The organism is Aeromonas sp. 603079 (assembly GCF_049172135.1).
Taxonomy (GTDB): domain Bacteria; phylum Pseudomonadota; class Gammaproteobacteria; order Enterobacterales; family Aeromonadaceae; genus Aeromonas; species Aeromonas veronii.
The window spans coordinates 181080-205502 of sequence record NZ_JAAKPX010000005.1 but is presented as its reverse complement, the minus strand read 5'-3'; the positions used below and the strand labels follow the sequence as shown (position 1 = coordinate 205502).

Annotated in this window: 19 protein-coding genes; 11 read left to right on the top strand and 8 right to left on the bottom strand. The window is 59.1% G+C overall.

Annotated elements, in window-relative coordinates:
* Positions 1-2 precede the first annotated feature (2 nt).
* The 4 genes from cydB to ruvA form a co-directional block, all read right to left on the bottom strand.
* A complete protein-coding gene (cydB, locus tag G5287_RS05370) occupies positions 3-1139 on the bottom strand; it encodes a cytochrome d ubiquinol oxidase subunit II (protein WP_005335741.1) in 1137 nt (378 codons plus the stop codon).
* Positions 1140-1150: 11 nt separating this feature from the next.
* Entirely contained in the window at positions 1151-2707 is a 1557-nt protein-coding gene (locus G5287_RS05365; protein ID WP_227341407.1) for a cytochrome ubiquinol oxidase subunit I, read from the bottom strand.
* Between the two features lie 934 nt (positions 2708-3641).
* On the bottom strand, positions 3642-4652 hold the full coding sequence (ruvB, locus tag G5287_RS05360) for a Holliday junction branch migration DNA helicase RuvB (protein WP_005335744.1): 1011 nt from the start codon (positions 4650-4652) through the stop codon (positions 3642-3644).
* Between the two features lie 8 nt (positions 4653-4660).
* The gene (ruvA, locus tag G5287_RS05355; RefSeq protein WP_216952061.1) at positions 4661-5275 is read right to left on the bottom strand and encodes a Holliday junction branch migration protein RuvA; all 615 of its coding nucleotides are present in this window, start codon (positions 5273-5275) and stop codon (positions 4661-4663) included.
* A 261-nt stretch (positions 5276-5536) separates the two neighbouring features.
* Between ruvA and G5287_RS05350 the strand changes: the two genes are divergently transcribed.
* Positions 5537-7546, top strand: a complete 2010-nt coding sequence (locus tag G5287_RS05350; protein WP_227341409.1) for a methyl-accepting chemotaxis protein — start codon at positions 5537-5539, stop codon at positions 7544-7546.
* A gap of 81 nt (positions 7547-7627) precedes the next feature.
* Here G5287_RS05350 and lysE read toward each other — a convergent pair whose 3' ends face one another.
* Positions 7628-8239: an L-lysine exporter gene (lysE, locus tag G5287_RS05345; protein WP_227341410.1), complete on the bottom strand. Its 612-nt coding sequence runs from the start codon at positions 8237-8239 to the stop codon at positions 7628-7630.
* Positions 8240-8433: 194 nt separating this feature from the next.
* Complete coding sequence (locus tag G5287_RS05340; protein WP_216952064.1) at positions 8434-9216, bottom strand: LuxR family transcriptional regulator; 783 nt, start codon at positions 9214-9216, stop codon at positions 8434-8436.
* A gap of 62 nt (positions 9217-9278) precedes the next feature.
* Between G5287_RS05340 and G5287_RS05335 the strand changes: the two genes are divergently transcribed.
* From G5287_RS05335 to G5287_RS05310, 6 genes are all read left to right on the top strand, one after another.
* Positions 9279-9929, top strand: a complete 651-nt coding sequence (locus G5287_RS05335) for an acyl-homoserine-lactone synthase (RefSeq protein WP_216979493.1) — start codon at positions 9279-9281, stop codon at positions 9927-9929.
* Positions 9930-10128: 199 nt separating this feature from the next.
* The gene (locus tag G5287_RS05330) at positions 10129-11028 is read left to right on the top strand and encodes a LysR family transcriptional regulator ArgP (RefSeq protein WP_216979494.1); all 900 of its coding nucleotides are present in this window, start codon (positions 10129-10131) and stop codon (positions 11026-11028) included.
* Positions 11029-11114: 86 nt separating this feature from the next.
* Positions 11115-13130 carry an exoribonuclease II gene (locus G5287_RS05325; RefSeq protein WP_216952067.1) on the top strand — a complete coding sequence of 672 codons (2016 nt, stop codon included), beginning with the start codon at positions 11115-11117 and terminating at the stop codon, positions 13128-13130.
* Positions 13131-13383: 253 nt separating this feature from the next.
* Entirely contained in the window at positions 13384-15024 is a 1641-nt protein-coding gene (locus G5287_RS05320; RefSeq protein WP_227341411.1) for a GGDEF domain-containing protein, read from the top strand.
* Between the two features lie 4 nt (positions 15025-15028).
* The gene (locus G5287_RS05315) at positions 15029-16132 is read left to right on the top strand and encodes an EAL and HDOD domain-containing protein (protein ID WP_216952069.1); all 1104 of its coding nucleotides are present in this window, start codon (positions 15029-15031) and stop codon (positions 16130-16132) included.
* 66 nt (positions 16133-16198) lie between these two features.
* Entirely contained in the window at positions 16199-16789 is a 591-nt protein-coding gene (locus tag G5287_RS05310) for an HAD family hydrolase (protein ID WP_201998107.1), read from the top strand.
* 132 nt (positions 16790-16921) lie between these two features.
* On the opposite strand, the gene hfq is transcribed toward G5287_RS05310, so the two are convergent.
* On the bottom strand, positions 16922-17281 hold the full coding sequence (gene hfq / locus G5287_RS05305; protein ID WP_005335772.1) for an RNA chaperone Hfq: 360 nt from the start codon (positions 17279-17281) through the stop codon (positions 16922-16924).
* A gap of 176 nt (positions 17282-17457) precedes the next feature.
* Between hfq and G5287_RS05300 the strand changes: the two genes are divergently transcribed.
* The 3 genes from G5287_RS05300 to G5287_RS05290 are packed head-to-tail and all read left to right on the top strand — an operon-like array spanning position 17458 to position 20934.
* Entirely contained in the window at positions 17458-18729 is a 1272-nt protein-coding gene (locus G5287_RS05300; RefSeq protein WP_421230981.1) for a PqiA/YebS family transporter subunit, read from the top strand.
* Positions 18722-20371: an intermembrane transport protein PqiB gene (gene pqiB, locus G5287_RS05295; protein WP_005335774.1), complete on the top strand. Its 1650-nt coding sequence runs from the start codon at positions 18722-18724 to the stop codon at positions 20369-20371. The genes G5287_RS05300 and pqiB overlap by 8 nt, the downstream gene beginning before the upstream one ends.
* Positions 20368-20934: a PqiC family protein gene (locus G5287_RS05290; RefSeq protein ID WP_421230980.1), complete on the top strand. Its 567-nt coding sequence runs from the start codon at positions 20368-20370 to the stop codon at positions 20932-20934. The genes pqiB and G5287_RS05290 overlap by 4 nt, the downstream gene beginning before the upstream one ends.
* A gap of 81 nt (positions 20935-21015) precedes the next feature.
* Here the strand turns inward: G5287_RS05290 and rlmD are convergent, their stop codons facing one another.
* A complete protein-coding gene (gene rlmD, locus G5287_RS05285; protein ID WP_005335776.1) occupies positions 21016-22368 on the bottom strand; it encodes a 23S rRNA (uracil(1939)-C(5))-methyltransferase RlmD in 1353 nt (450 codons plus the stop codon).
* Positions 22369-22641: 273 nt separating this feature from the next.
* Here rlmD and G5287_RS05280 point away from each other — a divergent pair, with 273 nt between their 5' ends.
* A complete protein-coding gene (locus G5287_RS05280; protein WP_216952073.1) occupies positions 22642-24366 on the top strand; it encodes a proline--tRNA ligase in 1725 nt (574 codons plus the stop codon).
* Positions 24367-24423 lie beyond the last annotated feature (57 nt).

The following is a 24423-nucleotide window of genomic DNA, read 5'->3' as shown; positions in this document are numbered from 1 at the left end:
TCTTAATAGAGAGATTGTTGGTTATCTTCGATGTGCTTGTTGGTTACCCGGCCAAACATCTTGATGTAAGTCCAGATGGTGTAACCCAGCACAATCGGTACGAAGATCGCTGCAGCCACAGTCATCACCTGCAAGGTGTTGAAAGAGGCGGTAGCATCCCACATGGTCAGGCTCAGTGACGGCTCAAGGCTTGAGGGCATCACGAACGGGAACATGGAGAAACCGGCAGTGAGGATGACCCCGGCAATCGCCAGCGAGGAGCTGGTAAACGCCAGCCAGCCGATGTTCATGCGGGCAAACAGCGCAGTCAGCAGGCTCATGGCCAGACCCAGTACAGGGGCAGCCACCATCCACGGATAGAGGGTGTAGTTGTTCATCCAGGCACCAGCCTGCAGGACAACTTCCTTGTTCATCGGGTTGGATACTGCGTCAGTCGCGGCAGCCTTGACGATGACATACCCTTCCATACCGCTTACCCACCAACCCGCGGCAGCAAACAGCACCAGAGTCAGCAGTGAGCAGATCATGGCGGCAGTACGGGAACGTGCCAGCACTTCCCCGTCGGTCTTCATCATCAACCAGGTTGCGCCCTGGGTGAGCAGCATGAACAGGCTCACCAGACCAGCCAGAATGCCGAACGGGTTAAGCAGGCCGAAGAAGTTGCCGTGATAGGTCAACATCATGAACTGGTTAAACTCGAACGGAACGCCTTGCAGCAGGTTGCCAAAGGCCACACCAAAGACGATGGGCGGTACGGCGCTACCGGCGAACAAGGCCCAGTCCCAGTTGCTGCGCCATTTTGCATCAGCACGCAGCGAGCGGTACTTGAAACCGACCGGACGCAGGAACAGCGCCATCAAGGTCAGGATCATGGCGATGTAGAAGCCGGAGAAGGTCGCGGCATACACCATCGGCCAGGCGGCGAACAAGGCGCCACCGGCAGTGACCAGCCAAACCTGGTTACCTTCCCAGTGCGGCCCCATGGTGTTGAGCATCACGCGGCGCTCGACATCTTTCTTGCCGACGAACGGGAGCAGTGCGCCTACCCCCATGTCGAAGCCGTCAGTGATGGCAAAACCGATCAGCAGTACGCCGACCAGAGCCCACCAGATGACACGCAGAGTTTCGTAATCAAACATGGTCGCTCTCCTTATGCCTTGATCTGTTCAAAGTGATACTTGCCAGTCTTCAGGCTGCTGGGGCCAAGACGGGCATACTTGAACATCAGGTACATCTCGATAACCAGAAGTACGGTATAGAACAGGCAGATACCGATCAGAGAGAACCAGATCTCGGCTGCAGGCAAGTTGGATGCAGAGAGGGAAGTCGGCAACACCTCTGCAATGGTCCACGGTTGGCGACCATATTCGGCAACAAACCAGCCAGCTTCGATGGCGATCCACGGCAGCGGGATACCCCACAGCAGAGCCTTGAGCAGCCACTTGCGCTGGCCGATCTGGTGACGGGCACTGTCATAGAAGGCCATACCAATCAGTACCAGCATCAGCATGCCGACGGCAACCATGATGCGGAAGGCGAAGAACAGCGGCAGAACCTGCGGGATGGAGTCATCCACGGCGGCCTTGATCTGCTCGTCGGTAGCATCGGTCACATTGCTGGTGTAGCGCTTGAGCAGCAGACCGTAGCCCAGATCCTGCTTCACTTCGTCGAAGCGAGCGCGGGTCTCGTCAGACTTGTCACCGGATTGCAGCTTGGTCAGCAAGTCGTAAGCGGTCATACCGTTACGAACGCGCAGTTCGTGCTCGCTCTTCAGATCCTTCAGACCGGTTACCTGACCGTCCAGAGAACGGGTAGCGATAATGCCCAGTGCATAGGGGATCTTGATGGCGTAGTCGGTGCGCATCTCTTCCTGATTCGGAATACCGAACAGGGTAAAGGCGGCCGGAGCAGGTTCAGTCTCCCACTCGGCTTCGATAGCGGCCAGTTTCACCTTCTGCACTTCACCGGTTTCGTAACCGGATTCGTCACCGAGGATCAGCACGGACACGATGGAAGCCATACCGAACGCAGCGGCAATGGCGAAGGAGCGACGGGCAAACGCCACATCACGATTCTTCAGCAGGTAGTAGGAGGAGATACCCAGCACAAACATGGCGCCACAGGTATAGCCAGCCGCCACAGTGTGGACGAACTTGACCTGAGCAACAGGGTTGAGCACCACGTCAGCGAAGCTCATCATCTCCATCCGCATGGATTCGAAGTTGAACTCGGCACCGACCGGGTTCTGCATCCAGCCGTTGGCGACCAGGATCCAGAGGGCGGAGAGGTTGGTACCCAGCGCCATCAACCAGGTGGCAGCCAGATGCTGATGCTTGCTCAGACGATCCCAACCAAAGAAGAACATACCGACGAAGGTGGACTCCAGGAAGAAGGCCATCAGCCCTTCGATAGCCAGCGGGGCCCCGAAGATATCGCCGACATAATGGGAGTAGTACGCCCAGTTCGTCCCGAACTGGAACTCCATGGCCAGACCTGTGGTGACCCCCAGGGCAAAGTTGATACCAAACAACTTACCCCAGAATTTGGTCATGTCCCGGTAGATGGTGTTGTTGGTCATCACATAGACGGATTCCATGATCGCCAGGAGAAAGGCCATTCCCAGCGTCAGGGGTACAAACAAAAAGTGATAAAGGGCCGTCGCAGCGAACTGGAACCGCGATAGGTCTACCACATGCTCAGCAATCATGATGTTTCCTCACCGATTATTGGCACGGCTATTTTAAGTTTTAAGCACAAAGCTTCCGTTGGGGGTTATCGAATGGGCCCCGTTGAGACGGATCACAACAAAACACTTTCAGTAACCACCAATATTAACAACAAGGCAACGCGAAAACACAAACAAAGCTAATGTTTAACAATTAAAAAACAATAAGCTTCAATTTATTCTCGCTCATTATGACCGGGTTTTTATATCACCTTTATTTGATTGAAATCAATGTAAAAGGACCCGCCATACATGGCTTTCAAAGCCATGTTTAATCTATTTCACGATTATTGAAGCGAGCCAGATCACAAAAGATGACAATGCGTAAAATATTGATTTAAATCAATTTAAGAATTTAACATCCGGCCACCCCATTTAATTTGAAAAATGTCGATGACGCGCCTTTTTCCATGTTATCCAGGTCAGGCGAACTGATTCGAAAACTCAATTTAAAACTACAAACAATGCATACTCATGCGAACCAATTTCATCAATCACTACATTAGATAAACTAATTTGAAGGTTGCAATTTTTCTTGTTTGCCCGGGCCGATACGAGCTCCTACAATGCGCCTCGCAGTGAGGGCATACCCTTGGATACAGGCCGGTTAATCCGGGTTCACGGTACGTATTCGACCATCAATTTGAACCTGTCTATTGGAATCGAAGATGAAAAAGTTTGTTGCTAAAACCATCCGTTACTACAAGCTTTCCTTTGTTCAGCTCTATCAACTGAACCGACTCTGAGAGCTCGCGACGGCTCACCTGTTTATTTTCCGGTCTGTGTCCAGACGCACTCACTGTCTGTGAACATCCATCCTGAATTGTCTTTGCCCACCGCATCCGCCGTGGGCTTTTTTTTGCCCGGATAACAAAAAACCGCCTTTGACGGCGGTTTCATGTTCAAACGACTGTTTTTACTTCTCATCTGGTCGCTGAAGACCGAAATGAGCGTAGGCTCGTGTGGTCGCAATCCGTCCTCTGGGTGTACGTTGCAGATACCCTTGCTGGATCAGATAAGGCTCCAGCACATCTTCGATAGTATCTTTCTCCTCCCCGATCGCGGCGGCCAGATTATCGAGACCCACAGGGCCCCCCATAAACTTGTCTATCACAGCCAACAATAACTTGCGGTCCATGAAGTCAAAACCTTCGTTATCGACATCCAGCATGTCCATGGCGCGGGCCGCGATGGGGCCATCGATCCGGCCATCGGATTTGACCTGGGCGAAGTCACGCACTCGTCTTAACAAACGGTTAGCAATCCGCGGCGTACCACGAGAGCGACGAGCGACCTCAATGGCACCATCTTCCGTCATATCTAGCCCCAGACAACGGGCACTGCGGGAGACGATATCGGTCAGATCCTTGACGTTGTAGAACTCCAACCGCTGGACGATACCGAAGCGATCCCGCAGCGGGCTGGTGAGTGAACCAGCCCGGGTGGTGGCGCCAATCAGAGTGAAGGGAGGCAGATCCAGCTTGATGGAACGAGCCGCTGGCCCCTCCCCGATCATGATGTCGAGCTGGTAATCCTCCATCGCCGGATAGAGCACCTCCTCCACCACCGGGCTGAGGCGATGGATCTCGTCGATGAACAGCACATCGTTCGGTTCGAGGTTGGTGAGCAGCGCCGCCAGATCCCCCGCTTTCTCCAGCACCGGGCCGGAGGTGGTCTTGATATTGACCCCCATCTCGTTGGCGACGATGTTGGCGAGGGTGGTCTTGCCCAGACCCGGCGGACCGAAGATCAGCAGGTGATCGAGCGCTTCTCCCCGCTGACGGGCCGCTTCGATAAAGATCTCCATCTGTTCGCAGACGGTATCCTGACCGGTGTAGTCAGCCAGCTTCTTGGGGCGGATAGCCCGGTCAATAATGTCATCCTCACGGGCAGCACTGGCCGAAATGAGGCGGTCTGCTTCAATCATCAACTACCTCATACCAGGCTACGCAGGGATTCACGGATGATATCTTCCACCGACATCCCCTCTTTGGCGATCTTGCTGACAATCTGGCTCGCCTGCTGCGGCTTGTAACCGAGGGCCACCAGCGCACTGGCCGCCTCTTCGGTCACATCCGGTGCCCGCAATTCTGGCTCACTGGCTGGCAGGGTGACCATGGCCGGGGAGAAGAGGTCGTGACTGACCCAGCCCTTGAGGCGATCCTTCATCTCCACCACCAGACGCTCGGCGGTCTTCTTGCCGACTCCCGGCAGTTTGACCAAAGAGCTTATCTCTTCACGTTCGACACTCAGCACGAATTGGGTAGCTGTCATGCCGGAGAGAATAGCCAGCGCCAGCTTGGGGCCGACTCCGTTGGTCTTGATCAGCTCGCGGAACAGCGCCCGCTCCTGTTTGTGGTTAAAACCATAGAGCAACTGGGCATCTTCCCGCACCACGAAGTGAGTGTGGATGGTCGCCTCCTTGCCGATCTCCGGCAAATCATAGAAGCAGCTCATCGGCATATGAACCTCGTAACCAACCCCGCCTACTTCCAGCAAGACCTCGGGGGGCTGCTTCTCAATGACAATGCCTCTCAAGCGACCAATCACGGCTCTCTCCTCACCAATACAACTATTCGCAAATTGGCTCATAGCATAAAGAATAACTGGATAAGTATCCAGCATAGGGCAGCAACCCCCTGGTATCCGGAGAAGCTTTTTCGCAAATTGGCCACCATGCTTGATCTGGTTCAGCCTGCGTGTACGGGATGTTTCTGCACCGTACCGGACTCCGACTGGGCATGAGCCACTACACTAAATCCGTTCGGAACCGAAATTGATGCCAATGCAGATACCAAGGAAGGCCATCATATGAAAATTGTTACCACCGCCAATCTGGGTCTTGCCATCTTGCTCGGCTGCACGCTGGGGATGGGGGTCGTGGGCTGGTATGGCAGCCAGCGGCTGGCCGGCCTGCTCACCTATGTGTTGGGAAGCGCCTGGCAGACCGCCGATGGCGCCATGGAAGGCTCCATCGAACTGGGCAATCAACAGTTACAGATTCAGAAGATGCAAAACGGCACCCCGCTCAATCGCACCGAGCTTGATGCCGCCAAGGCGGCGACCGATGATGCGCTGGCCCGGGTCAGCCAGGGTCAGCTCATTGATGGCGCAGTCCTGGCCACCATGGAGCAGCAGAAGCTGGCCTATCAACAACAACAAGAGAAGCTGTTGACGCTCTATCACGCCTATACCGAGGTTGATGAGGCGCTGCATCACAACGCCGAGCTGATGGCACGACTCTCGACCCAGCTGGAGGTGATTGGCGATGGGGCGGTAGAGGTGCTGACCCAGGCCCCCGACCAGACCATCAGCTGGAACAGCGGCCTCTCCACCCGCTGGGAAGCGGCCGACGGGGGAATGGAGTCCAATATCGGCTTTTTGCGCCAGCTCTATGCGCTGGAGAAGATGCGCAGACAAGGGGTAACGGAGGCGATCAAGGTCGAGCTGAAAGAGGCGACCGATTTCTATCACGAAGCGATCGACAGCATGCTCGGTACCGGGCTGTTCGATATCGAGGGAACCGGCGAATTTGCCGGCAAGCCGCTGGCGACACAGTATCGCACCCTGTTGGCCCGACATCAGCAGCTGATGGGGCAGTGGATCGAGGCGCTCGGCAGCTATCAGGCCCAGCAGGCTCTCTATGAGGCCAGTGCCGACCAGCTACAGCAACAACTGGTTGCCATCGAGGCGAGCGGTGATGCCACCGTCGAGGATCAGGTAGTCCAGCTCAACGGCATCATCAGCCAAACCCGCACCCTGCTGCTGGGCGGCCTGTTGCTTAGCCTGATCATGGTCACCCTCTGTGGCTTCTGGCTGACCCGCAAGCTGGTCACCCCGCTGCTGCAAGTGGACAAACGGATGCAGGATATCGCCGCCGGCGAGGGGGATCTCAACGCCCGCATCAACCTGCAGCGGGATGACGAGATAGGCTCGCTGGCCAACAGCGTGGATCGCTTCATCGAGAAATTGCAGAAGATGATCAGCTCCACCATGGACAACAACCGGCACATCAGCGAACACGTTCACACCTCGGTCAACCGGGTGGAGGCGATCAGCCAGAGCAGCCGCCAGACCGCCGAACATGCGCTGGCCCTGCATCAGGACAGTGAACAAATGGTACAAGTCGCTACCGGTATTTCTGACAACTGCAGCATGGCGGCCCACAATGCCAACGAGGTGCGCCAGCTAACCACCGAAAGTAGCCAATATGTCGCCTCTGCCAGTGCGGGCATGCAGCGGGTGGTGCAGGAGGTGGGCGAGTGCGCCATCGCCATCAACGCCCTCAAGGAGCAGGCGGGCCAGATCGGCCAGATCATCTCCACCATCAGCGAAATCTCGGAGCAGACCAACCTGCTGGCCCTCAATGCGGCTATCGAAGCAGCCCGCGCGGGGGAGATGGGACGTGGCTTTGCTGTGGTCGCGGACGAGGTGCGCACCCTGGCCAATCGCACGGCGACATCAAGCGCCGAGATCAGCCAGGTGATCAGCAGCATCCAGCAGCAGACCGAGAGCGCCTACCTGATGATGCAGCGCAACCTCAAGACGGTGGAGTCCGGCATGCAGGACTCCGAGAACACCAAGCAGATCCTGTTCAAGGTGGAAGGCGCCATCGACCAGCTGGCCGACATGGTGCAGCAGGTGGCCGTAGCCACAGGTCAACTGTCACACACCCTGAGCCACTCCTCTGACAAGGTCTCCGGCATCAGTCTGCAAGCCAGAACCGGCGAACAGGAGGCGCAGGAGTGTCTGCAACTCGCCTCCTCGCTCCATCAGGCCAGCCTGCTGCAACAGCGCCTGCTCTCCCAGTTCAGAGTCTGAGCCCCTCCAATAGTAAAGATGCCACTCATATGAGTGTCATCTTTTTGTTACCGGTCGCTCATTCCTGCCGCCTTAACTTCCTCAACGTCCTATGGCCAGTTGAACAGCCAGGCTCAGCATGATGATGCCAACCAGCAGATCGATCCCCTGCTGCACCCGGCTGCGGGCCAGCCAAGGCGCCAGTGCCGCTGCACCCAGCGCAAGCGAGTAAAACCACACCAGCGAGGCCAGCATGGCCCCCGCAGCAAAGGCCGGACGCAGGGACTCGCTCACCTGACAGCCAAGGGAGCCGAGCAGCATCAGGGTATCGAGATAGACATGGGGATTGAGCAGGGTGACCCCTAGCGTCATGGCCAGTACGCTTCTGGCTCTCATCCGTTGCGAAGAGTCGGCCAGTCCGCCCTCCTGTCCATGCCAGGCGCTGCGCAGGGAGCGAACCCCAAACCAGCCGAGAAACAGCACGCCGCCCCAGGTAAGCAGCATCATGCCAATCGGGCTGGCAGCCAGCAGATTGGCTCCGCCAAATACCCCTATAGCGATCAGAATGAGGTCGCAGAAACTGCAGAGTGTGGCGCTCAGCAGATGGTGATTGCGATGGATGCCTCTGCTCAGCACAAAGGCATTCTGGGCGCCGATGGGGATGATCATGGCAAGACCTATGGTGAAGCCTTGCAGGGTCGTGGTCAGCAGCATGGAAAGTTCCGTTCGAAGTGATGAATGAACGGCACTATAGCGAGCCCTGTTCCCTCTTAGAAATTCATTGATTTACTGGTTCATTCATTTTGCTAATGATGAAGCTTTTCTATTCAATCCCTTGTCAATTACCGGATCTGACAATTGTGACCCTCATACAGCAGCAGGAGAATCTGTGGCATGTGAGACTCGGACTACTGCAACACTCGGGGAAAATTGGTGACCACCACCTGCTCCAGATTGGGCAACAGCAAGCCGGTCCCCACCCCCTTGGCAATGGCCTGGTAGCGGTTCATGGAGCCGGTTTTGCGGGTGACCTGATTGAGGTGGTAATTGACCGTGCGCTCCGTGATGCCGAGGATGCAGGCTATCTCGCAGGAGGTCTTTCCTTCGCTGGCCCAAAACAGACACTCGGTTTCGCGCTCGGTCAGGGGCTCTTTGCCCGCACTGTCCATCATGCTGAAACGCACCACCCGGATTGCGGCATCGAAGATGTAGTTCGACATCCATGAGAGGATCGGCGACGACTCCAGCAGCAGATCGCTCGAGGCCCGCTCGGACGTGATAAAGGAGAGGATCCCGTTCTCCCCGGCGGCACCGTGCAAGGGGAAGGAGATGCCGTTGCGCAGCCCGAACTCGGCTGCCAGCCCCATCACATCCATGCTTCCCTCTTGCAGAAAGCTTGCTCGCTCATCGAGGCGATTCCAGTAGATGGGCAAGGTCTGCTTGCGCGCCAGCTGGATCACCGGATCACATGCCAGCATGTTGTTTTCGGTATAGGCCTGCACCCAGGAGTCAGGGCAGTGATTGAACAGCACCACCTTGGGTCTTTGCATCGACATCGGCAGGATCAGCGCGAAGCGGTAGTAGTCGTAGCCCATCCCGAGCGTGAAGTGACCGATCAGCTCGGCCAGACGGTTGCCATCCGTCACCGAAGTGAAATGTTCGAGATACTCAAGCAGTTGGTCTCTTTTCATATGAAAGCCCCCTTGGCCAGACATGTGATTATAACGGCGAATAGCAAGACAGAGGGCCCATAATGTTGGTTTTCAAAGGAAAATTGAGAGAGCATCCACGAAATGAGGTAGAGGATGAACTCTATCGCTTTCGAAATCGCGTCTTTTCCGACCGGCTCGGCTGGGATGTAGAGTCCCATCGGGGACTTGAACGTGACAGTTTTGATACGCCAGACACCCATTGGGTGCTGATCGAGGATAAGCAAGGGCTATGCGGCTGTATTCGCCTGCTCAACTGTGCCGATGCCTATATGCTGCCCACCATCTTCCCCACCGCCCTTGCCGGTGAAAGTGCACCGCGTACCCCCGATGTCTGGGAACTGACCCGTCTTGCCATCGATGCCAGCCGTGCTCCGCGGATGGTCAATGGCGTCAGCGAGCTCACCTGCGTCATCTTTCGCGAAGTCTATGCCTTCGCCCATGCTCACGGGATCCGTGAGCTGGTCGCTGTCGTCAGCCTGCCGGTAGAGCGCATCTTCCGCCGCCTCGGCCTGCCCATCGAGCGCCTCGGCCATCGCCAGGCGGTGGATCTGGGGGCCGTGCGCGGGGTGGGGATCCGCTTCCATCTGGATGAACGCTTCGCCCGTGCCGTTGGCAAACCTCTGCTGGGCCACTATCAAACCAGCCACTCTCTACTGCAGCAACCATCACCGGCGCTGGCAACGCAGCCATAAAAAATCCCGGGAAAACAGACCCGGGATAAACAGATCGCTATGAGCCCGCAGGCTAACCCATGGGTCAGCGGGCAGTATCCTCCCTCAACAACCTGATCACTACTGTCAGAAATCACAGCGTAACGGCCCTGTCGCCACCCATTGTTGTCCCCTGCCGAGTGACGTAGAGTCAGCCCAGAAGCAACGCAAGGGAGGGAAGATGAAAGAGCTGGACTACAAACTGCTGCGGGCACTGGATGCGGTATTGCAGGAGCAGAACTTCGAGCGGGCCGCCAAATCACTGCACATGACCCAGTCCGCCATCTCCCAGCGGATCAAACTACTGGAGCAACAGTTTGCCGAGCCGCTGCTCATCCGCAGCCAGCCGTTGCAGGCGACCCAGCTCGGCCAGAAGCTGCTGGCACACTATCGTCAGGTCCACCAGCTAGAGCTGGAACTGGCTGGTGAGCTGGCTCCCGCCACACCACAAGCACCCATCCGGATCAGTATCGCCGTCAATGCCGACAGCCTGGCCACCTGGTTTCTGCCCTCGATTACTCCCTTGCTTGAGCAGCATCCCATCGAACTCAACCTGCTGGTGGATGACGAGTGCCGCACCCTCGACAAGGTGCGCGAGGGACAGGCCTTCGGCGCGGTCAGCCTGAGCCCCCAACCGCTGGCTGGTTGCTGTGTCGACGAGCTGGGTGAGATGAACTATCTGCTCACCGCCAGCCCGGCCTTTGTGGCTCGCCATTTTCCTCGCGGTCTGACCCGGGAAGCACTGGCCAAGGCACCGGCAGTAGCGTTCGATCAGCGAGATGACATGCATGTAAGCTTTATGAGGGAGCAGTTCGGGCTGGAGCCTGGCGGCTACCCCTGCCATACGGTTCATTCGTCGGAGGCCTTTGTCGCCATGGCCGAACAGGGAGTGGCCTACTGTCTTATCCCGGAATTACAGATCAGGAGACAACTGGAGAGTGGCTCACTGGTCAACCTCAGCCCAGAGCGCATCCTGACGGAGCGACTCTACTGGCACCGTTGGGTACTGGAAAAAGGGGTACACAAACAGCTCTCTTTACGGCTCATCGACTATGCCCGCAGCTCTCTGAAACCACGCTGATCAGGCCATTCACCTTGGCTTTGCAGGGCTAAAAACGTATAGTGCTGGGCGTTTCTTCATCAGGTCTCCACTCAGGTTCCCCATTTATGTTCCAAGACAATCCGCTGCTGGCCCAGCTCAAGCAACAAATCCGCGAAAACATCCCGAAGAAAGAGGGTGTGATCCGCGCCTCGGACCGGGGCTTCGGCTTTCTGGAAGTCGATGAGAAGACCAGCTATTTCGTGCCGCCTCCCTACATGAAGAAGGTGATGCACGGTGACCGGGTGACCGCCCTGATCCGCACCGAAAAAGAGAAGGAAGTGGCCGAGCCGGATACCCTGCTGGAGCAGTCCGTCACCCGCTTCGTGGCCCGGGTCAAGATGTTCCGTGACCGCCTCAACGTGGTTGCCGACCATCCGCTGATCAAGGATGCCATCAAGGCCCGCGTCAAGAAGGGTCTGGATGAGAAAGAGTTCAAGGAAGGTGACTGGGTGGTGGCGACCCTCAAGCGCCATGCGCTGGTCGACGGCAACTTCTCTGCCGAGATTATCCAGAAGATCGCCGCCCAGGAAGATCACAATGTGCCCTGGTGGGTGGTGCTGGCGCGCCACAATCTGGCCCAGGTCGAGCCGGCTGACTTGCCGGAGTGGAAGGTGATCGAAGAGGAAGAGCTGCCCCGTCGCGATCTGACCGCAGTCCCCTTCTTCACCATCGACGGTGCCAAGACCAAGGATATGGACGATGCGCTGGCCATCACCAAGCTGGACAACGGCTGGGAGCTGCTGGTCGCCATCGCTGACCCGACCGCCTATGTAGCCGAAGGGAGCGAGCTGGACAAAGAGGCCGCCCAGCGCGCCTTTACCGTCTACATGCCGGGCCGCAACGTGCCGATGATCCCGCGCACCCTCTCCGACGAGCTCTGCTCCCTGAAAGAGGGCGAGGAGCGCAACACCCTGTGCGCCCGTCTGCTGATCGCCGAAGATGGTCTGCTGCTGGAGGAGACCGAGTTCTTCGCCGCCCGCATCTGCTCCCACGCCCGTCTCAACTATGACGACGTCTCCGACTGGGCTGAGCATGGCAAAGAGCTGGCTATCGACGCAGGTGTGCTGGCCCAGCTGCCGCTGATGAAGGCGATGACCGAAGCACGCATCGCGTGGCGCACCGAGCATGCGCTGGTATTCCCGGATCGTCCCGACTACGACTTCGAGCTGGGCGAGAATGGCGAAGTGCTGGCTATCCACGTCGAGCCGCGCCGCATCGCCAACCGCATGGTGGAAGAGTCGATGATCGCCGCCAACATCTGCGCCGGTCGCGTGCTGGGCAAGAGCGTCGGTTACGGCATCTTCAACGTTCACACCGGCTTTGACGAAGAGTCCCTCGACGGCGCCATCGACCTGCTGAAAAGCGCCGAAGCCCCGTTCGAGCGCGACGAGATCGCCAGCCTCTCCGGCTTCTGCGCCCTGCGCCGCTGGATCGACAACCTCGACACCCGCTGGCTGGATGGCAAGATCCGCCGCTTTCAGAGCTATGCGCTGATGTCCTCCGAACCGGGCGCCCATTACGGTCTGGGTCTGGATGCTTACGCCACTTGGACCTCCCCGATCCGCAAATACGGCGATATGGTCAACCATCGTCTGCTCAAAGCCGTCATCGCCGGCAAGACCCCGGGTGAGCGCCCGAGCACCGAGCTCACCGAGCACCTGACCGCCTGCCGCCGCCTGCACCGCATGGTGGAGCGTGACATCGGTGACTGGCTCTATGTCCGCTACCTGAAGGCCGATGCAGGCACCGACAAGGTGTTCAACGCCGAGATCATCGACGTGATGCGTGCTGGCCTCAAGCTGCGTCTGCAGGAGAATGGCGCCGTGGTCTTCATGCCTGCCCGTCATATCCTCGACAACAAGGATCGCCTGGAGTGCAACTGGGACAATGGTCGCGTCTATCTGGACAAGACCGAGGTGGTCTACGAGCTCGGCCAGCTCATCGAGGTGAAGCTGACCGAAGCGGTGGAAGAGACCCGTTCCCTTATCGCCAAGCCGGCGGTAGATCTGGTACCGGGTCCGGCACCGGAAGCCCCGGTCGCCGAGAGCACACCTGCGGACGTAGCCCCCAAGGCTGAGTAAGCCGCACAGAGTCATCTCATCTGCCCGAGAGCCCGCCATTGCGCGGGCTCTTTTTTGCCCCGCATCTGCCATACACGCTGCCACAAGTGGCGCCACTACGCACAGTTTTCGCCACAGTTGGCAGTAAAAGCAGTGAATGTTTCCACGCATAACGTGGAATGCAACCAATATGTGCGACACCTCTCCTTTCTGACATATTAATCAAAGAGAAATATGTTTATACTCGCTTGGGTACAATCCAAGGGATGCTGGTATGCAGGAATGGGACCCGGAACACTTCACCAACTTCGCTCAGTTATGCGAAGTGAGCCTCGCCACCATCCGTGAAAAAACCGATGCCGAACGCCTCTACCTCTGGCTGAAAGCCCCCGAACCGCAGCTCTACAGCTTTCAGCTCGATAAGGGGCTGACTACGCTTGATCTCGCCCATCTCGGTCAACTGACCCTGCCCCACCATCTGCTCGACAAGGCGATGGACAAGGGGCAACTGGTGATCGAGCAGATCTACCAGCCGCCGGACTCTGGTGAGAATGTCGAACCAGCCCAGCAACGACTACGCGCCTGCTTCCCCCTCAAACGCCATATGAGCCTGGAAGGGGTCATCTATCTGGAGACCCACCGCCGTATCGACCGCCTCTCTGCACGCCAGCGTCAGGGGATCCAGCTGCTGATCCACTATCTGACCGCCGAATTGAGCAACCACCTGCTATCCAGCCAGGTCAATCAGGAGCGGGATCAGCGGCTCCATACCCAGACCGATCTGGTGCAGAGTCAGGCGCTGCAGGGCTCTTTTCTCACCATGTTGCAGGCGCTGCACATGGTCAGCGTCACCCTCTCCCGCAGCCGCAGCGAGAACGATCTGCTGCGGGACGCCGTGCTTCTGGCCCGCAAGGAACTGCAGTTCGATCGGGTCGCCATCTTCCTGATCGAACCCGATGGCAAGACCATGCGCGGCACCTGGGGCACCAGCGAAGAGGGAGAGCTGGTAGACGAACATGACTTTGTCAGCCCCATTCCGGAGCACCCCACGGTGCAGGAGGCACTCAGGCGTAAGGACTACGTACTGGTGCTGGAAGATACCCCCCTCTACTACGAGAAACAGCAGGTAGGTCGTGGCTGGAACGCCATGGTCTCGCTGTGGGATGGCACCACTCCCATCGGCTGGATCGCCGCCGACAACCTGCTCTGTCACCGACCACTCAAGGCTTATCAGAGCGAGATTTTCAAACAGTACGCCGCCATCCTGTCACAGTTACTGATCCGCCAGCGCACCCAGGAGCAGTTGGAAACCCTCAACCGCCAGCTGGAGGAGCGGGTTGCCGAACGCACGATACAACTGGCCGAAACCAATCGGGCACTGGAGGAGGCCAATCACCGCCTCTCCCTGCTCTCGCTGGAAGACCCTCTGACTGGTATCGCCAATCGGCGCCAGTGGGACATCACCATGCAACGGGAATGGGAGTGGGCACGGCGCACCCAAAATCCGCTGGCGGTATTGATGATCGATGTCGACGACTTCAAGGCCTATAACGATCACTTCGGTCATACCAAGGGGGATGAGTGCCTGCAGCAGGTAGCCCGAGTACTGCGGGAGGCCGAGCGACGCTCTACCAATCTGGTGGCTCGTTATGGCGGAGAAGAGTTCGTCATCCTGCTCTGCGCCCCCCAACCCGGTGAGGCCGAACAACTGGCCGAGAGGATCCATGATGGCCTAACCCGATTAAAACTGCCCCATCCCGCCTCGCGGGTTGCTGATTTCATTACGGTTAGCATAGGCTTTAGCTATCTGGTTCCCTCCCTGAACGAGGCATGGCAGAGTCTGACCGAACAGGCCGATCAGGCGCTCTACCACGCCAAGTCTCAAGGACGGGCGCGCACTCTGGCCTATCGGTGATCCCATGCTGTTGCGTCGTTATCCCATCTTCAATCGCCGCCTGGCCCTGGTGGCCTACGGCATCGATTATCTGCTCGGCTCACCGGACGAGTGGCCCTCGCTGGCACAACATTGCCGCCTGCTGGCACAAGGGCGCCAATATCTGGTGCCCTTCACCCACGAACAGCTCGATGAACAGCGCCCCCTGCTGTTTGATCAGGATGCGATCCCGCTGGTCGAAGCCTCCAGCGAACGGCTACCAGCTTCCTTTCCGGTGCTGGAACAGTGGCGAGACAGTCGACGCCGGCTTGCCGTACACGGGGTCAGCCGTGAGCCACGCTGGCTCGGTGCCAGCCGTCTGCTGGTATTCTGGATGGGCGAAGAGGGGATCTGCCAGCCCACCGAACACAAGCGGATGGCCCTCGATATCGAAACCTGGGAAGACTTTCTCCCGCTGCGAGAGGCCGGAGTCGACTTCTTTGCCGGTGGTTTTCTCGCCCGCCCCGAGCTGGTCAATCAGCGTGCCACCCAGCCCGACATGGCACTTGTGCAGCAGATCCTCCAGCTCATCTGCCACGAGGAGTTCTCCTTTGCCCAGGTGGCCCGCCTGCTGGAGCAGGATGCCTTGCTCCCGGGCCAGCTACTCACCTATGTCAACGCCCCCGGCTTCGATCATGCCGCCCCCATCACCTCGGTTTCCCGCGCCCTCTCCTATCTGGGAGAGCAGGAGATCCGCAAGTTTGTGCTGATCAACGGCCTGGCCCGGGTAAGCCAGCATATGCCGGAGGCCTCTACCCGGATGGCCATCGCTCGCGGTCGCTTCTGTGAACTTATCGCCCTCACCGCCCTAGACAAACGCGAAGCAAGCTGGGCTTTTCTGGTAGGGCTGGTACTCGATGGTTCCCTGCTATCGGAGTCGCTGAAGGCCCACCTGCCCAACAACGTAAAACGAGCCATCGAGCGGCACGAAGGGCCGTTGTTCCACCTGTTCCAGCTGGTCAGGACCTACGAACAGGGCAACTGGGCCCTGCTGGAGCAGCTGGCACCGAAATACCAGCTCGACCCGACCAGACTCACCCCCGTCTATTTTCAGGCGCAAATGTGGGGGCAAGCGTTTCTCACCTGCTAGGTGATGGCGAGGCGGGGAGCCACTGGCTAGAATGGGCTCCCTTTTTTCAGAGACAGACCCCGCACCATGACTCTTTCCGGATTCCAAGGCCTGGTCTTTGACCTTGATGGCACCCTGGTCGACTCCATGCCGCTGCACCTCGCCGCCTGGGAGCACACAGCCCGCGAGTTTGGCTTTCACTTCGATGCCGACTGGTTCTATGAGCTGGGTGGCATGCCGAGCCGCAAGATCGCCCTGCTGGTCGCACAGGAGCAGCAGATCCCCCTCGATCCGCTCGAAGTCACCCGCTGCAAGACCGCCCACTATGTGGCCAACCTGCACAAGGCGACCGTGTTTCCGGCCATGCAGGCGCTGGTCGAGCGCTATCATGGCGTCATCCCGATGGGGATCGGCACCGGCTCGCCTCGTGTCAACGCCGAAGCGGTGCTGCGCAACACCGGGCTGGATCGCTACTTCTCAGTGGTAGTCACCGCAGACGATGTGGAGCTGCACAAGCCCAATCCGGACACCTTCCTGCTGGTCGCCAGCAAGTTGGGGGTCGCGCCATCAGGCTGTCTGGTGTTTGAAGATACCGGTATCGGGGTACAGGCCGGAGAGGCGGCGGGTATGCAGACCTGCATGGTCAAAGAGGGTCAACCGGTCGGCATAACCGCGTAGTGCGTAAAAAAATATCGCCCTGCAAGGGGCGATAACCGGAACCGACTCTCATACGGGACATGAATGAAAATGAGAGCAGGTTCCGTCAGCCGCTGACGCAGGGCGCGTCAACGGGGAGTGCGGGGCAGACGATTACTCGTTGTTGCCGCCGCCCTGATTGTCGTCATAACGACCCGGCGCACCATGGGGGCGCGGCGCCATGGAGACACGCGGCTTGCGAGCACGCTGGATGTTCACCTGCGGACGGCCGGTGTGCATGGCGATGGTGGAGATCTTGGCCTTGTAGACCAGCTGCTGGTTGCCGTGTGCATCGGTCAGCAGCACGCTGTACTGGTCAAACCCGCTGATGGTGCCTTCCAGCTTGATGCCGCTCACCAGAAAGATAGCGACCTGACTGCGGTTCTTGCGCAACCAGTTGAGGGCAGAATCTTGCCCGTTCCCGAGGGAGAAGGCTTGCTCAATCGTGGAGTAGCTGGGGGATTCAGTTGTCATAAATTATTGTCCCGCGGAAAAAAAGTGGCGTTTGATTGTGCTAAATGGGCACTGGCTTGTCAAAGTCATTCTCACTCCCGCCAGCAATAGCGGCCTCCGGGGGCTGGTCGCTGACCAGCACAACTGCGATAATCGCCAGCTCTGGCTCTACCACGGGCCTTATCTGGGGTTTTATCTTGCATCCGGTTTCACACCAACACCATACCACCTATGTCCATGATGCCACTGCCTGCGAAGAGTGTGATCTGCTGATACCGGCCACACCGCTCGAGGTGGGACAGGCCAGCTGCTGCCCCCGTTGCGGACACACCCTGAGTCGCCACCTGCCGCAGCAGGAGTTGCGGCCGATCTCCTACGGGTTCGCGGCACTCATCATGTTCGTGCTCGCCAATGCCTTTACCTTTATGTCCTTCTCGGCCAAAGGGGTGGGCCAGGAGATGACCTTTTTGCAGAGCATCACCACCCTGGTGGATGAGGGCTATCTGTTTCTCGGCGCGGTACTGAGCCTGACCCTGATCGGCCTGCCGCTGGTTTATATGGGCTCCATCATGCTGGTGCTGTGGCGGATCGATAAAGATCTGCACAGCAATGCCCTGCGCTCCCTCGGCCGTCTGCTCTGCCGGATCAAACCCTGGCTGATGGTGGATGTCTTTCTGGTGGGGGTGCTCATCTCGCTGGTCAAGCTGATGGGGATGGCCGACATCAAGATGGGGCTGTCATTCTGGGCTTTCGTCGGTTACACAGTACTGCTCATCAAGATGATCTCCTCACTGGATCAGATGTGGCTGTGGCAGCGGCTGTTCGGCCCTACCGAGGAGCGGGATATCGACCCGGAAGCGGGCGCGCTGGAATCAAGTCTGGTGGGCTGCCATATCTGTGGCGCTCTGAGCGAGGTGGGCAGCCACAGCTGCTCCCGCTGCGGCGGCAAGCTGCATGCGCGCAAGCCGGGCGGCCTGAACCGCACCTGGGCGCTGCTGTTTACCTCCGCCATTCTCTACATTCCGGCCAACGTCTATCCCATCATGGATACGGTGTTTCTCGGTGATGACAGCCCCTCCACCATCCTCGGCGGTGTGGTGCTGCTCTGGGCCATGGGCTCCTACCCCATAGCGGCGGTGATCTTTTTCGCCAGCGTGGTGGTGCCGCTGGTGAAAATACTGGCGCTATTCTGGCTTTGCTATATGGTGCAGCGCGGCAATGTCACTTCCCCCCTCGGCAAGCTCAAACTCTATCGCATGACCGAATTTGTCGGACGCTGGTCGATGATCGACGTCTTCGTAGTGGCCATTCTGGCGGGCCTGATCCGGCTCGACAATCTGATGACCATCTATCCCGGCCCTGCGGCCGTCGCATTTGCAGGTGTGGTGCTGATCACCATGGTCGCCGCCATGAGTTTCGACTCCCGCCTGATCTGGGATTTACAACAAGGAGAACGCGAACGTGAGTGAGCGTAAAAAAAGGTGGAAACCGGGCTCTGACTTTCTGAGCTCTGCCGCCGCAATCTGGATGGTGCCCCTGCTGGCGCTGTTCATCGGTCTCTGGATGCTGTTCCAGCACTGGTACTCCCAGGGCCCGAGTTTCACCCTGACAGTCGCCACTGCCGAGGGCATAGTCGCTGGCAAGACGGTGATCCGCTCCCGCGAAGTGGACGTCGGCCGTATCGAGGCCGTCGAGCTGAGCGATGACTACAGCCATGCCGTGCTGAAAGGACGGCTGACCAATGCCGCCTCCGGCATGTTGCGCGGTGACAGCCAGTTCTGGGTGGTCAAGCCCAGAGTGGGCCGTGAAGGGGTATCGGGTCTGAGCACCCTGCTCTCCGGCGCCTATATCGAGCTCGCCCCCGGCAAGAAAGGTCGGGCGCGGGACGAGTACGCCATGCTCGACAAACCGCCGCTCGCCTCCCTCGATGCCAAGGGGCTGCGTCTCACCCTCAGCAGTCGCGACACCCGCGCGCTGGGAGAAGGCTCCCCCATCAACTATCAGGGCTTCACCATAGGTCAGGTGGAAGAGGCGAAGTTCCTGCCGGAAAAGAGCGAGATGCAGTATCAAATCTTCATCCACGCTCCTTATGACATTCTGGTGAGCAGCAACTCCCGCTTCTGGATGACCCCGGGCTTCGAGGTCTCCATGAGCAGCGAGGGGATGAAGGTGAAGATGGATTCGCTGGAGAGCCTGATCGATGGCGGCATCACCATGGGTCTGCCACCCGGCTGGGCGCCTGGCGAACCGGTCAAACAGATGGAAGGGTTCACCCTGTTCCAGGATGAGGCGAGCGTGCTGGCCGGTAGTCTGGATCAGTTCATCGACTACGTCTTCCTGTTCGATGACAACGTGGGTGGCCTGCACCCGGGCGCGGCGGTGCAGTATCGCGGCATTCGGGTCGGTACCGTCATCTCCGCCCCCTACCTCATCGAGGACAAGGGCGTGCAAATCTTCAAGAGCCGCCAGATCCCGGTGCTGGCTCGCATCGAGGTGCAGCGCCTCTCCCACCGCTATGCCAAGGCGGAGAAAGATCAATGGCGCGCCCTGTTCGGCAAGCAGTTCAAGGAGGGGTTGCGTGCCAGCCTCAAGACCTCGAGCCTGCTGACTGGCGGCAAGATCATCGATCTCAACTTCTATCCGGACGCGCCACGTTTCGAGCAGGCCAAGCTGGCCGGTTATCAGGTCTTCCCCACCGTGCAGGGCGGGCTGGATCAGATCGAGCGCAAGGTGAACCTCATCCTAGACAAGTTTGTCGACATGGACATGGCGACCACCCTGACCAAGGTTAACGGGTCACTCACCACCCTGGATGGCACCCTGAAGAACATCAGTGCAGTCAGCGCCAACCTGAACAAGCTCACCGCCAAGGATTCTACCCAGCAGCTGCCCGCCTCGCTCAACGAGAGCCTCAAGCAGTTGCAGGAGACCTTGCAGGCCTATGATGCCCAGTCGCAGACCAATCAGGACCTGCGTCAGTCGGTGCAGACCCTCAATCAGTTGATGCGCGAACTGCAGCCGCTGGTGCACTCCCTCAACGAGCAGCCCAGCTCGCTGATCTTCGATCGCGCGCATCCATCGGACCCTGAGCCCAAGCGAGGCAAACAATGAAAAAAGAGATCCTGACGCTGGCCCTGCTGGGCCTGCTGGCGGGTTGCAGCAGCCAGCCAAGCCTGCACTACTATTCGCTCGATGCCGACAGCCAGCAACCCGTAACGGCCCCGGCCAAACCGCAGCACCAGCTGGTGCTGCGCCCGGTGGCGCTGGCCAGCCAGCTCGACCGGATCAGTCTGGTCTATCAGCTGGAAGGGCAAGAGCTGCACTTCACCGAGTACCATCGCTGGGCCGGTGCGCTGGACGATCAGCTCAACCAGCTCACCCTCAATGGCCTCTCCACCCGCCTGCCGGGCTGGGTGGTACGGCAGGATGGCGCCCGCAAGGGGCCGGTGCTGACCATTCTGGTGGAGCGCTTTCAGGGCCGTCATGACGGCAGCGCCGTGCTGAGCGGGCGCTGGCGCCTGCTGGCGGAGGATGGCACCGTGCTGCGCGATGCCCCCTTCCGTCAGGAGCGAGTGCTGCCAGCAGATGGCTACAACGCGCTGGTGAACGAGCTGGGTCAGGGCTGGCAACAGCTGCTCGACCAGATTGCCACCGAGGTGCGCAAGCAGGGTTGAGCACATCAACCTGCGAGCATCAGATAGAAAAAAACGACGCCAGCTGGCGTCGTTTTTTTGTGGGCAAGAGTCGGGGGCGACTTATGCCTTGGCGGGCAAGCTCAAGCGGGCAACCGCTTCCACGTGCATGGAGTGCGGGAACATATCGACCGGTTGCACTTCGTCCAGCACGAAGCCCTGCTTGACCAGCCAGGCAAGGTCGCGGGCCAAAGTCTGCGGATTGCAGGAGACATAGACCAGACGGCGGGGCGCCATGGCGACCAGGGTCTGCAGCACCGCCTTGTCACAGCCTTTGCGGGGCGGATCCATCACCACCACATCAGCGGTCACGCCCTGGGCGTGCAGCTCGGGCATCAGCTGCTCCGCCTTGCCAACGTGGAATTCGGTGTGCTCGATGCCGTTGAGGGCAGCGTTGCGGCGGGCATCGCTGATGGCGCTCTCCACCGACTCGATCCCGACGACCTTGGCGGCCTTGCCAGCCAGGAACAGGGAGATGGTACCGATACCGCAATAGATGTCGAACACCGTCTCGTTGCCGGTCAGCTCGGCATACTCGAGGGCGCTGGAGTAGAGCACATCGGTCTGGGTCGGGTTGTTCTGGAAGAAGGAGAGCGGCGAGATCTCGAACTCGAGCTCATGGATCTTGTCGCGGATCACCCCTTCGCCGAGCAGCACCCGGTTGGTGGCGCCCAGAATGCGGTTGGTGCGCTCATCGTTGATGTTCTGCACCAAGGTTGTGACCGGCAGATCGCTCAGGGCTGCCAACAGTTCGGCTTCGAACGGTAGCTCCTCACCCAAAGTGACCAGCACCACCATCAGCTCGCCGCTCTTGAAGCCCTTGCGGGTCATCAGGTTGCGCACGCAGCCGCTGTGGTTCACTTCGTCATAGGCAGCGATGTCATGCGCGCGCATCCAGTTGCGTACCCGGGCGTTCAGCTCCACGTGCAGCGGATCCTGCACCGCACAGTCATCGGCGGTGATGAGATCGTGGGAGTGCTTGCGATAAAAACCGATCTCGGCACCGGCGTCACAGCCACGCACCGCATATTGCGCCTTGTTGCGATAGGCGAACGGGCTTTCCATGCCAAGGATATCCTTGACCGGGGTGTCACCCAGCCCGGCCTGCTCCAGTGCGCTCTGCACCAGTGCCTGCTTGAGCTTGAGCTGGGCCGGATAGGCCAGCGGGCGCACCTGACAGCCACCGCACTCGGTGTTGGGGCAGAAATCGGCAACCCGATCGGCAGAGGGCTGGAGCAGCTCGGCAACCTTGCCGTGCAGATAGTTCGGCTTGACCTCGGTCAGCTCCACCAGCGCCTGCTCACCGGGCAGCAGACCTTCGACAAACAGGGGGCGATCGAACAGGCGTCCTTTGCCATCTCCTTTGTCGGTCAGTTCCAGGATCTCGATCTGGTGTTGATGTCCCACTAACGGCATGAGCGGCTCCAAAAGTACTAAAAATGGGGGGTGATGAACGCGGCAGAGCCATGCCCATCGAGAAAAGGTGGCAGAGTTTAGCGGAGATCCGGCCAAATTGCAGGCATAAAAAGCCTGCTTGTTGCAATGGTCATTGCCCTGACCATCTGCCGGGCGTTGCCACCTTTCGGGTTGCGGCAAATTTAGCCCTTGGGCCATAACGCCCAGCCTGTTAAAATTCCGCCCTTGAAATTATCCTGGGCCCCGCGCCCGTTCTAGCTAAGGTCTACCGCGATGCGTACCAGCCAATATCTGCTTTCCACTCTCAAGGAAACCCCCTCCGACGCTGAAGTTGTCAGCCACCAGCTGATGCTGCGCGCCGGGATGATCCGTAAACTGGCCTCCGGCATGTATGCCTGGTTGCCAACCGGTCTGCGGGTACTGAAGAAAATCGAGAACATTGTTCGCGAAGAGATGAACAATGCTGGTGCCGTCGAAGTCTCCATGCCGGTGGTACAACCCGCCGAGCTGTGGCAGGAGTCCGGCCGCTGGGATGACTACGGTCCCGAGCTGTGCCGTCTGACCGACCGTCACAACCGTCCCTTCGTGCTGGGCCCGACCCACGAAGAGGTGATCACTGCGCTGGTGCGTTACGAAGTGAACAGCTACAAGCAGCTGCCGCTCAACCTCTACCAGATCCAGACCAAGTTCCGCGACGAAGTGCGTCCCCGTTTCGGCGTGATGCGTGGCCGCGAATTCCTGATGAAGGATGCCTACTCCTTCCACATCGACAAGGAATCTCTGGTCGATACCTACGAGAAGATGCACGCAGCCTACTGCAAGGCGTTCACCCGCATGGGTCTGAACTTCCGTCCAGTGCAGGCCGATACCGGCTCCATCGGTGGTACCGGTTCCCACGAATTCCAGGTGCTGGCCGAGAGCGGTGAAGACTTGATCGCCTTCTCCGACAGCTCCGATTACGCCGCCAACATCGAGATGGCCGAAGCGCTGGCACCGGCTGGTGAGCGCGCTGCCGCCACCGCAGCCCTGACCAAGGTTGCCACCCCGAACGTCCACACCATCGACGAAGTGGCCGCTTTCCTGAGCGTGGCACCGACCGCCATCGCCAAGACCCTGCTGGTACTGGCAGAGGAAGATGAGCACGGCAAGCAGGCCGTCATCGCGCTGGTGCTGCGTGGCGACCACGAGCTGAACGAAATCAAGGCTGAGAAACTGGCTGGCGTTGCCAACCCGCTGACCTTCGCCAACGACGAGCAGATCAAAGCTGCCGCCGGTTGCGATGCAGGTTCCATTGGCCCGGTCGGCTTTGCCGGTCGCATCATCGTCGATCGCAGCGCCGCCCATCTGGCGGACTTCGTCTGCGGCGCCAACGAGACCGGCTTCCACCTGACCGGTGCCAACTGGGATCGCGACATCGCTACCTACGAAGTTGCCGACCTGCGCAACGTGGTGGAAGGCGACCCGAGCCCGTGCGGCCAGGGCAAGCTGCTGCTCAAGCGCGGCATCGAAGTGGGCCACATCTTCCAGCTGGGTACCAAGTACTCCGAAGCGATGAAGGCGAGCGTGCTGAACGAAGCTGGCAAGTCCGTCACCATGGAGATGGGTTGCTACGGTATCGGGGTTTCCCGTCTGGTGGCCGCAGCCATCGAGCAGAACAACGACCAGTACGGCATCATCTGGCCGGACGCCATCGCCCCGTTCGAAGTGGCCATCGTGCCGATGAACATGCACAAGTCCGAGCGCGTGGCCGAGCAGGCGCAACAGTTCTACGCCGAGCTGAAAGCCGCTGGTGTGGACGTGCTGTTCGACGACCGTAAAGAGCGCCCGGGCGTGATGTTCGCCGACATGGAGCTGCTGGGCATCCCGCACGCCATCGTCATCGGCGATCGCGGTCTGGACAACGGCGTGGTGGAGTACAAGTGCCGCCGCACCGGCGAGAAGCAGGAAGTGGCCATCAGCGACATCATCGCCATGCTCAAGGCCAAGCTGGGCCGTTAATTCCGCCCTCTTACCTGAATAGAAAAGCGCGCCGTTTGGCGCGCTTTTTGTTTCTGT

Coding starts and splice junctions, on each gene's coding strand:
- cydB (WP_005335741.1), bottom strand. CDS start 1,139: ATGTTTGATTACGAAACTCTGCGTGTCATCTGGTGGGCTCTGGTCGGC.
- G5287_RS05365 (WP_227341407.1), bottom strand. CDS start 2,707: ATGATTGCTGAGCATGTGGTAGACCTATCGCGGTTCCAGTTCGCTGCG.
- ruvB (WP_005335744.1), bottom strand. CDS start 4,652: ATGATTGAAGCAGACCGCCTCATTTCGGCCAGTGCTGCCCGTGAGGAT.
- G5287_RS05350 (WP_227341409.1), top strand. CDS start 5,537: ATGAAAATTGTTACCACCGCCAATCTGGGTCTTGCCATCTTGCTCGGC.
- lysE (WP_227341410.1), bottom strand. CDS start 8,239: ATGCTGCTGACCACGACCCTGCAAGGCTTCACCATAGGTCTTGCCATG.
- G5287_RS05340 (WP_216952064.1), bottom strand. CDS start 9,216: ATGAAAAGAGACCAACTGCTTGAGTATCTCGAACATTTCACTTCGGTG.
- G5287_RS05335 (WP_216979493.1), top strand. CDS start 9,279: ATGTTGGTTTTCAAAGGAAAATTGAGAGAGCATCCACGAAATGAGGTA.
- G5287_RS05330 (WP_216979494.1), top strand. CDS start 10,129: ATGAAAGAGCTGGACTACAAACTGCTGCGGGCACTGGATGCGGTATTG.
- G5287_RS05325 (WP_216952067.1), top strand. CDS start 11,115: ATGTTCCAAGACAATCCGCTGCTGGCCCAGCTCAAGCAACAAATCCGC.
- G5287_RS05320 (WP_227341411.1), top strand. CDS start 13,384: ATGCAGGAATGGGACCCGGAACACTTCACCAACTTCGCTCAGTTATGC.
- G5287_RS05315 (WP_216952069.1), top strand. CDS start 15,029: ATGCTGTTGCGTCGTTATCCCATCTTCAATCGCCGCCTGGCCCTGGTG.
- G5287_RS05310 (WP_201998107.1), top strand. CDS start 16,199: ATGACTCTTTCCGGATTCCAAGGCCTGGTCTTTGACCTTGATGGCACC.
- hfq (WP_005335772.1), bottom strand. CDS start 17,281: ATGACAACTGAATCCCCCAGCTACTCCACGATTGAGCAAGCCTTCTCC.
- G5287_RS05290 (WP_421230980.1), top strand. CDS start 20,368: ATGAAAAAAGAGATCCTGACGCTGGCCCTGCTGGGCCTGCTGGCGGGT.
- rlmD (WP_005335776.1), bottom strand. CDS start 22,368: ATGCCGTTAGTGGGACATCAACACCAGATCGAGATCCTGGAACTGACC.
- G5287_RS05280 (WP_216952073.1), top strand. CDS start 22,642: ATGCGTACCAGCCAATATCTGCTTTCCACTCTCAAGGAAACCCCCTCC.